We start from the raw sequence: 13,638 nt of genomic DNA, 5'->3' as shown, positions 1-13,638 counted from the left end.
TTAAATAAATTTTCATCAAACTATTATTATTTCAATGTATAAAATTATCTTCACTTTCTTCTGCTATTTTTTAGCAAATCAAATTGCATTTGCTCAATTAGATTTTTCTAAAGGAAACATAAGTACACACCCTCTTTTTGTAAAGTTAGACAGTACGATTCTAGCAGGAAAATACGAACAAATTACGAGTGTTTTGGTCGCTCACAATGGCAATTTGATTTTTGAAAAATATTATAATGATACAGACTCAAACTCAATGCACAATACTCGTTCGGCAACAAAAACAATGGCGAGTTTACTGACAGGCATTGCCATTAAGAATAATTATATTCAGTCAGAAAAAGACAAAATATTTAAGTATTTAAAACACAAGTTGCCAGTTCAGAATTTAGATGAGAGAAAGGAAGCAATAACTATCGAAGATTTGCTTACGATGAGTTCGGTATTAGAATGTAACGACTTTAATAGTCATTCAAGAGGAAATGAAGAAAAAATGTATATTATAGAAGATTGGGCAAGCTTCTTTTTAGACTTACCTATTCGCTCTTATCCATTTGAACCAAAACCTAATGAGCAGCCTTATGGAAGGGCATTTAGTTATTGTTCTGCTGGAGCTGCACTTATGGCAGAAATTATAGAATCTAGTATTGATACAAAATTAGATTCTTTTGCTCAGGTAAATCTCTTTCAACCACTTGATATTCAAAATTATAAGTTACACTATAATCCTATGGATATTCTAAATACAGCAGGAGGAAGCGAATATAGAAGTAGAGATTTTCTAAAATTAATTCAACTGTGCTTGAATTATGGGAAGTGGAATGATAAGCAAATAATAGACAAGTCTTGGATAGAAAAAGCTACAACTCCAAAAGTACAAGTTGAGGAAGATACTGAATATGGATATTTGTTTTGGCTCAAAAACTTTGGGCAAAAAAAAGCTAATAAAGGTTTTTATATGTCTGGTAATGGAGGACAAAAAATATTAGCATTACCAGAACTTGGCGTTAGCATTGTCATAACAACTACAAACTATAATAAAAGAAATGCTCACAACTACACTGATGAAATAGTAAACGAATTTATTGTACCAATGATGATGAATTGATATATTATTCAATTGAAGTTGTTTAAGAAACAAAAACTATATCCTATTTACTAATACAGGAAACTTCAATCCATTTGTTAGTTTTTAACTTAGTCATATAAACAAAGTCCATTAAACAACTTCATTAATCAACAACCGACTTATAATTTAACTGAATTTATGATTTCCATAGAGTACTCCTAATTTGATTCGGCTGAATTAGAAGTTCTTTATTTCTAATTCTTATTACAAAAGTCTAAAAATAGTGGGATTTATGCAAAAAATTGAGAGGGGGGATAATTTCTATGAAAGTGATATTCTAAAAAAATATTCTATATTTAGAGTCTACTTTTATTTTATGAACTACAAAAATTATTTTCTTATCGTAAAAAGATTAATTAAATATGAGAGCTATTCTACTATTAAGTTTATTATTATACTCTTGTTCGCTTGGACAAAAAACGACAATAAATAAACAAATACAACAAGATATAAAACTGCCTTCTATATCTTTAGAAGAAGCTGGTTTTAATAGAGACTCTATTGAAAGTCTATTAAATGACATAAATAACACAGAATATAAAGACTTTAGGGGACTTGTCGTAATTAAAGATAACAATATTGTCATAGAAGAATACTATAATACATTTTGGAGAAACTCTATTCATGATATTCGATCAGCAGGAAAAAGTGTTACTGCTTTACTTTTGGGAATAGCAATAAAGGAAGGTCTAATTAAAGACGTAGATCAAAGTATTTATTCTCTGTTTTCAAGCAACAAAAATTACTCTGTCAATAAAGACTATAAAAAAATTAAACTTCGACAAGTTCTTGATATGTCTTCTGGATTAGATGCTGATTCTGATGATACAAAAACAATGGGAAATGCCATCAATTGGTTGGCAAAAGATGACTGGAAAGAATATATTCTTAATGTTCCTCTAAAAAATCAACCTGGCGAAAGCTTTGTATATGCAGATATTAATGCTTTGCTTATTGGTCTAGCAATTGAAGAAGCATCAGGTATGAGTCTAAAAGATTATGCTAAAGAAAAACTATTTGAGCCTTTAGGAATCAGACAAGTTTATTGGTTTACCAATGCTGCAAATCAAACTGGAGCTGCAGGTAATCTATATTTAACTACATTAGACTTTGCAAAACTAGGAATGCTTATTACTAATGAAGGTAAATGGGACAATCAACAGATCATTAATACAGATTACATTGATTTATTGATAAACAGTAAAAATCCTGCAATTTCAGATTGGTTCTTCTTAGCAGATTCTTATGGCATGTTTTGGTATAAATCATCCAGAACTTTTGGGAATAATAAGATAGATTATTTATTTGGCTCTGGAAACGGAGGAAATCATCTAATTGTAATACCTAAAGAAAAAATTGTTATTGCTCTAACCTCTAGTGCTTATGGTCAAAGATATCAACATAGAAGATCCTATATAATTATGAGCAAAGTTCTTGCTGCATTAGAATAAGTAATTAAAGAATTTTACTCAAAAAGGCAATTTTGCACTAAAAATAATTTTGCTATATTGTTAAATAAACGAATGTCGTATATTAGAGTTTTTATAAAAAAAACACGACAAACTACTCTAAAATGAAACATTCGCTAATCCTATTTCTACTATTTTTTGTTGCTCAATTTAGTTTTGCACAAAACACCAATCAAGAAACAGTACAAAGAATTGATACCTATTTGGATAGCATTAGAAATGATGAAGCTCGTTTGAGACAATTTTTTGCTAAACTTCCAAAGGGAGCAGATTTGCATCATCATTATAGTGGTTCGGTGTATGCTGAAACGTATTTGGAGTATATTGAAAAGAATAATTTATGGGTTAATAGAAATTCGTATGCTATTGCTGATAGACCAGCACCTAAAAATGAGATAAGTGAATGGTCGAAAGTTAATTCTTTGAAGGAAGATGGCTATTGGTCTGATATTAGAATCAAAATCATAGAATCTTGGTCTAAACTCTACTTCAATTATGTATCAAATCCAACTGATGAACACTTCTTTTCTACCTTCGACAAGTTCAGTATTCCCAAAAGAAAAACCTATAATGAAGGACTTGCAGAAATAAAAACTAGAGCAATTTCTGAAAATGTGAGTTATATCGAAACGATGTTTAAAAGCACAGGTTTTTATGATAAATTTGAAAAGGATAACGAATATACTACTCAATTATTAGCATTACAAGAAACAAAAGACAACGCTATACAAACAAAACTAGCAGAGCTTTACAACTACTACACAAAGATAGATAATGCTGTTTTTCTCTCAAAAGTAAAGTCACATAATCAGCTTATACAAAAACTTCACACAGAAAATAAAATAGATGACGAAAAATTTACGATGCGTTATCAAAACTATTTTATTCGTGTATTAGACCCTGCTACTACCTTCAAATCTTTCTTGATTTCTTTTCATTCTGCCAGTATATCGGATTTGATAGTGGGTGTAAATATTGTCGCACCAGAAAATAACGCTGTATCGATGAGAGATTATTGGTTACACATGCAGATTTTCAAGTATTTTAAATCAGTCTATCCCAACGTAAAAACTGCCATGCACGCAGGCGAACTTACCCTAGGATTAGTAAAACCAGAAGATTTGACGTATCATATCAATGACGCTGTATTTATTGCAGGTGCAAAGCGAATCGGACACGGTGTCGATATTGCTTATGAGAAAAAATCAGAAGAGTTGCTTTCTTATATGGCGCAATATGAAATCGCAGTAGAAATTAATTTTTCTAGTAATGATTTTATTTTGGGTGTGCGTGGAAATAAACATCCTATACTTTTATACAAGGCGTATAATGTACCGATAGTAATTTCGACAGACGATGCAGGCGTACTCCGAACCGATTTAACGCAGCAATTTTTGATACTCACAAGAGATTATCCTTCCATAAACTATCAAGACATCAAAAAAATGGTTTTTAATAGTATTGAGTATTCGTTTCTAACTCAATCAGAAAAAGAAAAAAGAAAAAAGGATTTGGAAGAGAGATTTTTGGAGTTTGAATTGGGGTTTTTGGGGGAGTAGTGGAGGGGGAGTAGTGGAATTTTTGTAACATCTCTTAATTATAATGAAAGCCAATAACAGTAGAGTAGAAAAAAGAACTTTTTATATGATAATAACGTTTGTTAAAAATGAAATCATATATAAAAATTCATATGAAAGTAAGACAAAAAACACCAACCCAACTTATTATTTGTGATGAAAATAATAAAGTTATAGATAAAAAAATACCTTTTACAACTTATGATTTATCAAATTTAGAACTCTTATACATAAAAACCTCTTTATGTACTCGTCGATTTGTTATTCCTACACATACAAAAATATACCTTGAAAATTCTCAGATTGAGTGTGATTTTGTTTTTGGCTATATTTCTAAAGATTTATTTGTTGTAATAGAACAAGTAGAGTCCCAAACTCATATATATCAAACTCCAATATCTTTATATGAAACTATAGAAGAAAAGAATTTTGACACACATTATATAATAGGAAAGTTTATAGAGAGACAGCGAGATAAAACACATAAAGAATTGATAGAAATTATGGAAATCCCCAATTATCTAACTATTGGATATTTTAAAAAAAATAAAAATATTGGATATTTTAAAAAATATGAAAATTTAGATACTCTAAAAGAAAAAAGTCCATTATACATCAAATTATCTAATAAGGAAAAAGGACAAGTATTATCTGGTAAACAAAAATTACAATTAGAGCATTTAATTCTTAGTGAAAAAGGAAAAAATCTATCAGTTTCTCTTATTCAACATACTTTAATAGGAAATATTGTCAAAAGAAATGTAGGTGGAATACACCACATTTTTGCAGTTATTTTAGACTTTGCAAAAGTCGTGAAAGTAACTAAATATCCTGATAAATTTGGTGTTTGGAAAGGCGAATTATTATTTTTAGATAAACGCATAAGCAAAGGCAACAATATCATTAAGCCTCAGAAAAAGAAGTATATGCCTTCAACATTTTTTCAAAATCATTGGAGTTTAATACAATTAAATAAGGAATGTGTCTATGCAATGGAAAAAAAATATAATCCAATTGAAGATAGTAATGGAAATAAAACAAAGTGGGAAAGTATAACTAAATCAGGTGTAAGAGTAGAAATTTGGACAAATAAGGATTTAGAAGCTACTTCAATATATCCTATTTATTTTACATAATAGTATTTCTAAAACTAAAAAAACTGTCCTACATCAATTCCATTAAGTTAAAAAAGTTTCTCATTTATGGTAATCAATATCATATCTTTGAGATATTCTAGTAATCAATCAAAAAATAAATGGCAATTTCAAAAAAAGGTTCAAGAAAAATAAACGTAAATGGTATTGAATACTTGTACAAAATATCTAAAATTAAAGCAAAATCTGAATGGCGAGAACAAGCAGATGAATTGAATGATACATTTGTAAAATATGCAAGTCATTATGGACTAGGTCAAGTAATGGACATTACAATTAATATTATGATTCAATTAAAAGCCAATTCTGTTTCAAATTTATTTATAAAGATAAATTCAATCTTAATAGATGGATTTATGGGAGCTGAACAAATCACCCAAATAAAACCCAAATTCATTGCTGATATGATAAATAAAGGGTTAAATGATGGATGGAATCCCTCATTAAAAAGCAATCATAGCATAAATATTTTAGAAACCCACAGTAAAGAAAAAGAACCCATTATTTTACAACTTCCAAGTATGAATGAAGAAATAGAAAATTATAAAAACCTTGAAACACCAGTTGAAATTAAAATAAACCTCTAATTTATCTTTGATAATTCACTTATGTAACCAATGGAAGACATTCTAATCTCTAGTAAAAACCACACTTTAAAACTAACTTTTGCAGATGCATTCCATCCTTCAAATTTGAATATCAGAGCAGACCATTGGTATTTTACCTACAAACTTAGTCTATTAGATGATTCTTTGAAGTTTGGAAAATGGTTTACTGGGAAGTTTTGGAAATTGAAGGAAGAGGATATAATTATATTTGAAGAATATGCCAATGAGAGTTTTGATGCAGAATTCATCAAGCATGATAATGATGCTGTGTTACGGCTTTTTCTGATTGACTTTCAAAAAAATGCTACTGCAAGATTTTCTAACTTTCAAGGAGGACAATTTGAAATACTAGAATTAACAGAAGATGGTAGAATAATTTATCAGAAAAAACTAAATAATCAAACAAGTGAATTTGAGATTCGTCTTGATTCCTTAAAATTTGAATCGTTTGATAGCATTATTTAATCTTTAGAAGATACGTACTTCAGACTTCCTAGTCTGAATAATAATAATTGTATTTCGCTTAAAATAGTCTGTCTTTATTTTACACAGACTAGGAAGTCTGTGATACACAATTTGATTTATTTAGAAAATAGATTCAAAATAGAGAAAACAAACCAATATCGTATCTTTGAGTTAGTATTCAGAAAAACGTAACCAATCATTCAAAACTCACAGAAATATGATTATTGCAGAAGACAAAACACTCAACTATATAAAAGAAGTGGTAGAAAATATGCCAAACGACTGGCTAAGACTAACCACGCACAGACTAGATATTTATAACGAAGAATTAGCCAAAACAGAGTTTTTAGAAAAATTTGAAATTTTATTTGAAACAAATAACGCTGAAAAATCGGCATTAAGTGAATTGCCTACGGCTTACGATTATATCCGTTTGGGGCATCCATTGTCTTCTGTTTTGGAGTGGGCAATCGCTAAAATGAATAATCTAAAATCAGAAAGTGTAATCAGTTTTTCATCTAGAACAACTCCTATTTTGGCAGTTTTGAGAAAAAATTTATTAACTAATAAAGCTACTCAAATCGTTTATACAGATAATTTACCTGCTTTTTTTGATGCCGAAATTATTAGAAATGTTTATGGTTATGAGTTTGAATTAAAGCAAGTTGAGAAAATAGAAGATATAGAAAACTTTGAAGGAAGTACGATTTATATTTCACAAAAAAATGAAATTGGAACGGCTAATCTTGATTCTAAAATTGATTTTTATATTAATATTCATGATGATTTAGGAAGTATTTTGTTTGTAAATGGCAAAGAAAACGAAAGTTATATTTCAGAAATTCAGCACGTCCGTAGAAGAGAAACAATAGCAATGACTCCAGCCGATTGTTTGACAGCTTTGCATATCCTTACAGAAAATACGTCTTTTGAACCTAAAACATTTGATACTCAAAAAAATAAAGAATCGGTTTTAGCATCCATCAAAAAAATTACGCATTCGGATTCGAAAGCCGTTGTTAGTTCTAGTGGACTTTCTATTCAATATGCTATTATGATGGGATTGATTCATGATGCAACAGAAAACCACAAGGGAAAAGCTATCAAAATTATCGTTCCTCCAAATTGCTATGGTGGCACAAATGACCAAGCTAGAAGAGTAGCTGCATGTTTGGATAATGTTGAAATAATGGATTTGCCAGTTGATGGCGATAATGATATGGTACAAAGCACTGAACGAGTTTTAGCAAAAGTAGCCGAATTAGATGCAGTTCCTTATATCATTGCCGAGATTCCGACCAATCCAAGAGTGGAAGTGCCAAATCTTGAAGATTTGGAAAAGGCTTTAAGCAAAAAACGTCAAACTCCAACTGGCAAAACAGCTATCGAACCTGTTTTTATCTTAGACCAAACTTTTTGTCCGAATGTAAATTTTTTAGGCAAAAATGAAATATTATCTACTGTCAAAACCATTTCTTATGTCAGTGGCTCAAAATTTCCGAGTGGTGGAAAAGTAACAGCTGGGTATTGTGTAGCTAATCAAAAAGCTGATTATTTGATGGATAAAATAGAAAAAAACATCATTCTTTGTGATAACGAAGCGACAAATCTTCAAATGGAAATTTTGGCAGAACAGTTACCTTCAATGAATCAAAGAATTGAAGATGCTTATAAAAATACTCGCAAATTTGTCGATTTTATCAAAGAGGTTTTACCAACAGCAAAAATCAATTTTGTTTCTGAAGAACTGGCGCAGCAAGGGTTTACACCTTCAGTTTTTTCATTAGACCTTCCTACAAAAGGAAATACAGCAGAAGAAAAGGAACTTTACAAAAGGAAATTGAATGATAAATTAATTACTATGATGATTACTCAGATTCCAAACGAAAGTAAATATTGTGTGAGTTATGGACAGCTAAAAGGCTGTTATTGGACAATTCCTGCCACCTCTACGCAAGGAACAACCAAAGAATCTGACAAAGATTATATTGCTCGTGTTTCGCTTTCTGCTGATATGGATTTGGAAAAACATAAAGAAGTATTTTTGGAGTTTGTGGAGCAGATTTAATTCTATATAAAGTTAAAGAAAAATAAGCCAAACTGTATTAAAATGCAGTTTGGCTTAAATTTTTAAATCTCAATTTGAAATTTATTAAAAAATAAAAGAGTGTTCTCATACATTGAGCTATTACAAACTATTGTGTGAGTCTTAAAGAGATATTTAGTAAATGAATTTATTTTTGATTTTATTCCTTTTTTGATCTACATCAATGTTTACTTTTTTTTGTTTGGCTAATTTTGCAATATAAATTAAATATAAAGCAAAAATTTACAAACATGAATAAAAAGTATTTCAAGTACATTAGCACATTATTTATTGTTATTCCAATGACATTGATTATGGGATTTGTAGGACTAATCCGTAATTATGGCTTTGGAGAAGATTGGTTTTTTATGTTCCTAGATTCTTGGATTGTAATGATACCTGTAGCATATATTAGTGTTTTAATCATCATTCCAATAGCAAAGAAATTGGCAGAAAAAGTAACTTCTAATTAGGAATAAATTATTGGTATAAATGGCATTGTTTTGCACTGATTTTTCATTGCAACAATGCCATTTTAAATTTCCTAACTCATTTAATAATGAAAGCACAACTTACCGAATACATCAGAAAAACTATTAATGTTACAGAGGCTGAATTAAGTATCATTCTTTCTTATTTCAAACCTTTGGAAGTAGAGAAGAACGAACTTTTACTTGTTTACGGACAAACTAGCCAACGCACTTTTTTTGTTGGCAATGGCTGTTTACGTATATTTTTTATTACTGAAGAAGGACACGAAGCAACACGCTATTTAGCATTTGAAAATAATTTTGCTACAGCTATTTCTAGTTTTATTTCAAATGAACCCTCATCAGAATTTATTCAAGCATCCGAACCAACCACATTACTTTATATCTCACATGAAGATTTTTATCATTTACTTGAAATTATTCCATTATGGGAAAAATTTTATCGAAATTATCTAGAAAAAGCCTATATACATAATACAAATAGACTTATGTCATTTTTGACGCTTGACGCAACAGAAAGATATAAGCAGTTACTAGAGATTCAACCAAATATCGTTCAACGCTTACCCAAAAAAATTGTAGCTACTTATCTTAATATTTCACAAGAAACATTAAGCAGACTCAAATCAAAATGCTAACTCTATATTATTTTTCAGAAAAATATTCAAAAATTTATTCTTGATGCAATCTATTAAAAAAAACACTGTCTTTGTAGTAAATCTGTAACAGTATTAATCATACTCTTATAATTTACAAACTTCAAATTGTGCAATTAACAATCATAACATGAAAAAATATCTGATTATTAGTTTTCTTTTTCTGACAACTTTTTCAGTATGGGCACAAGTCGAAAAAAGCTCTGACTTATACAAAACGATTATATTAAAGGACAGTCTGCTTTTTAATGTAGGCTTTAACACATGTGATATTGACCAGTTTGAGAGTTTATTGAGTGAAAAATTTGAATTCTTTCACGACAAAGACAGCATTTCATACAAAAAAGAATTTTTATATAATTTAAAAAATGGTTTATGCAGATCACCTACAACCTATAAATCAAGAAGAGCATTAGTAACAGAAAGCACTGAAATTTATCCACTTTATAAAAAAAATGTGTTGTATGGAGCAATTCAAACAGGCAATCATAAATTTCATGAAACAATATCAAACCAAAAAGAAACCTTTGTAGGTACAGCAAAATTTACCCACGTTTGGCTTTTAGAAAATGGAGTTTGGAAATTAAACAAGAGTTTGAGTTATGACCATCAAGACACAAATTCCTTAAGCTATCAATCTTCTATGTTTGGTAGCGATACTGAAATAGAAAATTGGTTAAAAGAAAACAAAGTTCCAACGTTAGGACTGGGAATTATTAAAGATGGAAAACTACAACAAATAAAAGTATTTGGAGAACTCAAAAAAGATGTTGTAGCACCTTATAATACTATTTTTAATGTTGCCTCTCTTACCAAACCAATTACAGCAATAGTAACTTTGAAGCTCGTCAGTTTGGGAAAATGGAACTTAGATGAGCCTATTTATAACTATTGGACTGATCCAGATGTGGCAAAAGACCCAAATTCCAAATTAATTACGACAAGACATATTTTGAGTCATCAAACAGGTTTTACAAATTGGCGTGGAAATAATGAAGATGGAAAACTACATTTTGAATTTCCAGTTGGAACGAAATATCAATATTCAGGAGAAGGTTTTGAATATTTGAGAGAAGCCTTAGAAGCAAAATTTCAAAAATCGCTTAATGAGTTAGCAACCGAATTGATTTTTACTCCTTTACAAATGAATGATACCAATTATTTTTGGACTGAAAAAACAGACAGTTTACGATTTGCAATAGGTTATAACAAAAAGGGACTTGCTTACGAAATAGAAAGAAATACAACTGCAAATGCTGCTGATAATTTATTGACTACACTTGAAGACTATGGAAAATTTTTAACTAGTGTAATGAAAGGCGAAGGTTTGAGCGAAAAAGTATTTGATGATATGATTAAACATCAAATTCAAACAAAAGAAGGAAAATATTTTGGACTTGGATTTGAAATTTATGAATTAGCAAACAATCAATATGCTTTAGCCCATAGTGGTGCTGACAAAGGCTGCCAAACAATAGCATTTATTTTCCCAAAAACAAAAGAAGGAATAATTATTTTTACTAATGTAGATGATGGCTACAAAGTATATGAGAAATTATTAAAACATTATTTAGGAGAAAATGGAAACAAAATTTTTGAAATTGAAACAAAATAAAGAATGTTTTTTTCAAAATCTATCTATCAATTTTATCTAATTTGGTAATAATAAAGTAACTCTTGTGAATTTTTAGATAAAACAGAGTTACTAAAGCTACAGAGAATATCTAAAATTATTCATTCAATCTAAACCTTTCAAAATTAATTCGATTAGGCTTTCCAGATTTCCACTCCTTCAATAATTTTTTTTCATCAAATTGTTCTTGTTTTTTTATAAATACAGAACCTACAAATTTTTCATCTCTGTAATACTCTGCTACAATTAATTCTCCTTCTCTTATTTTTTTGAAGGTAGAAATTGCATCTTTTATATCTTCTTCAAACTTACTTTCATACCAACCTCCAAAATAACAATGATGACTACAAAAACCAATAGTTATTTTTTCATCTTGGCTATTTAAAATCAAATTCGTGTTTCTTTCTTCACTAAAGGATTTTATTTTTATTTCTAAAAAGACGGTTTCTATATCCTCATTTTGATGGAAACTAATTCGATAAGGAGATTCTAATATAGAAGGATAGTTTTTTTTCAAAAAATCATTTACTTTTTGAGAATAATGATCTAGTTTTTTCTGATTATACATTGGCAATTAATATTTTCAAAATTATAAATTAGGATTAAATGAACTACAAAGCCAAACATCAAGTTTATAATTTAAAACCAAATACAAAGCATAATTAGAAGCATCATTATTTTTTTGTAAATTTGTGTTTTAAAACTTCAAAATGAAATATATCAAAAAAACTATATAGAATTATCTTTATGAGTAACGACACAGCATCAAATGTACGAGTTCGTTTTGCACCTTCTCCAACAGGAGCATTGCATATCGGAGGAGTCCGTACTGCCCTTTTCAATTATTTATTTGCCAAAAAACATGGTGGCGAGTTTATCATTCGTGTAGAAGATACCGACCAAACTCGTTTTGTAGAAGGAGCAGAAGAATATATTTTGGAAGCCTTAGAGTGGATTGGAATTGTTCCTACTGAAAGTCCAAAACATGGAGGACAATATGCGCCTTATCGCCAGTCTGAGCGAAAAGATATGTATAAAGATTATGCCATGCAACTCATCGAAAACGGATATGCTTATTATGCTTTTGATACTTCAGAAGATTTAGAAGCAATGAAAGAACGTTTGAAAAATGCAGGTGTTGCTTCTCCTCAATACAACAGTATCACTCGTACACAAATGCGTAACTCTTTGACATTGCCAGAAGATGAAACAAAACGTCTTTTAGAAAGTGGCGAAAAATATGTAGTTCGTTTGAAAGTTCCACGCAAAGAAGAAGTTCGTTTGAATGACATGATTCGTAACTGGGTAGTTGTTCATTCGTCTGCCATTGATGATAAAGTTTTGTTGAAATCCGACGGAATGCCTACCTATCATTTGGCAAATGTTGTCGATGACCATTTAATGAAAATTACACACGTTATTCGTGGTGAAGAGTGGCTTCCGTCTGCTCCTTTGCACGTTCTTTTGTATCGTTATTTGGGTTGGGAAGATACAATGCCAAAATTTGCTCACTTGCCTTTGATTTTGAAACCAGACGGAAACGGAAAACTTTCAAAACGTGATGGTGCAAAATTCGGAATGCCTGTTTTTCCGTTGGAATGGAATGGAAAAGGAGCAGAAGATGAAAAATTTGAAGGTTTTAGAGAATGGGGATTCGAACCTGCTGCTGTCGTAAACTTTTTAGCTCTTTTGGGTTGGAATCCTGGGAATAATGAAGAGATTTTTTCTATGGAAGAATTAATCGAAGCCTTTGATATTTCAAGAGTAAATAAAGCAGGAGCAAGATTTGATTTTGATAAAGCAAAATGGTTTAATCAACAATATCTACGCAACAAACCAAATAATGAAATCGCTGATTATTTAGCTTCAAAAATGGTTTCTAACTCTTTGGCTGATACTTCTTATTTAGAAAAATTAGCTGGAATATTAAAAGAAAGAGCCGTATTTATGAGTGATTTTTGGGAAGGTTCACAAGTATTTTTACAAGCTCCTTCTGAATATGATGAACAATTAGTTGCCAAAAAATGGAATGCTGATGCTGTAAAAGGGCTTACTGCTTTGGTAGAAGTTTTGAAAAATACAGATTCATTGACTGATGAAGCACAAACTAAACAACTCGTTCATGATGCTGCTACAAATGCAGGAGTCAAAATGGGTGTTGTTATGCTTCCTTTGCGCTTGGCTCTGACTGGTGCAGGTTCAGGACCTGATTTGATGGAAGTAGCTACTCTTTTAGGAAAAGAAGAAGTTTCTGCTAGAATTGAAAAGGCTATTAGTGAACTTGAAGTGAAGGCTTAGTTTCTTGAGTTAGTAATGCAAAATATCATAACTGATTGACAAGTGATCTTTATGATTTATATGATAAAAGGC

General features: G+C 30.2%; 12 protein-coding genes. 11 read left to right on the top strand and 1 reads right to left on the bottom strand.

Annotated features, from left to right (window positions below; all coding sequences use genetic code 11):
- Window positions 1-34: 34 nt before the first annotated feature.
- The 10 genes from V9L04_RS10925 (at window position 35) to V9L04_RS10880 (ending at window position 11,250) form a co-directional block, all read left to right on the top strand.
- Window positions 35-1,108 carry a serine hydrolase gene (locus tag V9L04_RS10925; RefSeq protein ID WP_338794176.1) on the top strand — a complete coding sequence of 358 codons (1,074 nt, stop codon included), beginning with the start codon at window positions 35-37 and terminating at the stop codon, window positions 1,106-1,108.
- Between the two features lie 383 nt (window positions 1,109-1,491).
- Window positions 1,492-2,580, top strand: a complete 1,089-nt coding sequence (locus tag V9L04_RS10920) for a serine hydrolase (protein WP_338794175.1) — start codon at window positions 1,492-1,494, stop codon at window positions 2,578-2,580.
- 122 nt (window positions 2,581-2,702) lie between these two features.
- The gene (locus V9L04_RS10915; protein WP_338794174.1) at window positions 2,703-4,157 is read left to right on the top strand and encodes an adenosine deaminase; all 1,455 of its coding nucleotides are present in this window, start codon (window positions 2,703-2,705) and stop codon (window positions 4,155-4,157) included.
- A 107-nt stretch (window positions 4,158-4,264) separates the two neighbouring features.
- Entirely contained in the window at window positions 4,265-5,311 is a 1,047-nt protein-coding gene (locus V9L04_RS10910) for an EndoU domain-containing protein (protein ID WP_338794173.1), read from the top strand.
- A 119-nt stretch (window positions 5,312-5,430) separates the two neighbouring features.
- Window positions 5,431-5,916: a hypothetical protein gene (locus V9L04_RS10905; RefSeq protein ID WP_338794172.1), complete on the top strand. Its 486-nt coding sequence runs from the start codon at window positions 5,431-5,433 to the stop codon at window positions 5,914-5,916.
- 30 nt (window positions 5,917-5,946) lie between these two features.
- Entirely contained in the window at window positions 5,947-6,402 is a 456-nt protein-coding gene (locus tag V9L04_RS10900; RefSeq protein ID WP_338794171.1) for a hypothetical protein, read from the top strand.
- A 217-nt stretch (window positions 6,403-6,619) separates the two neighbouring features.
- Window positions 6,620-8,470 carry a cystathionine beta-synthase gene (locus tag V9L04_RS10895; RefSeq protein ID WP_338794170.1) on the top strand — a complete coding sequence of 617 codons (1,851 nt, stop codon included), beginning with the start codon at window positions 6,620-6,622 and terminating at the stop codon, window positions 8,468-8,470.
- Between the two features lie 269 nt (window positions 8,471-8,739).
- Window positions 8,740-8,961 (top strand): DUF2798 domain-containing protein, encoded by a 222-nt coding sequence (locus V9L04_RS10890; protein WP_338794169.1) that lies wholly within the window; start codon window positions 8,740-8,742, stop codon window positions 8,959-8,961.
- A gap of 86 nt (window positions 8,962-9,047) precedes the next feature.
- Window positions 9,048-9,617 carry a Crp/Fnr family transcriptional regulator gene (locus V9L04_RS10885; protein ID WP_338794168.1) on the top strand — a complete coding sequence of 190 codons (570 nt, stop codon included), beginning with the start codon at window positions 9,048-9,050 and terminating at the stop codon, window positions 9,615-9,617.
- 148 nt (window positions 9,618-9,765) lie between these two features.
- Entirely contained in the window at window positions 9,766-11,250 is a 1,485-nt protein-coding gene (locus V9L04_RS10880; protein ID WP_338794167.1) for a serine hydrolase, read from the top strand.
- A 115-nt stretch (window positions 11,251-11,365) separates the two neighbouring features.
- Here V9L04_RS10880 and V9L04_RS10875 read toward each other — a convergent pair whose 3' ends face one another.
- A complete protein-coding gene (locus tag V9L04_RS10875) occupies window positions 11,366-11,836 on the bottom strand; it encodes a hypothetical protein (RefSeq protein WP_338794166.1) in 471 nt (156 codons plus the stop codon).
- Window positions 11,837-12,015: 179 nt separating this feature from the next.
- On the opposite strand from V9L04_RS10875, the gene gltX reads away from it, so the two are divergent.
- Complete coding sequence (gene gltX / locus V9L04_RS10870; RefSeq protein WP_338794165.1) at window positions 12,016-13,566, top strand: glutamate--tRNA ligase; 1,551 nt, start codon at window positions 12,016-12,018, stop codon at window positions 13,564-13,566.
- Window positions 13,567-13,638: the final 72 nt, after the last annotated feature.

Source organism: Bernardetia sp. MNP-M8, assembly GCF_037126285.1.
Taxonomy (GTDB): Bacteria; Bacteroidota; Bacteroidia; order Cytophagales; family Bernardetiaceae; genus Bernardetia.
This window is presented reverse-complemented; position numbering and strand designations above follow the sequence as displayed.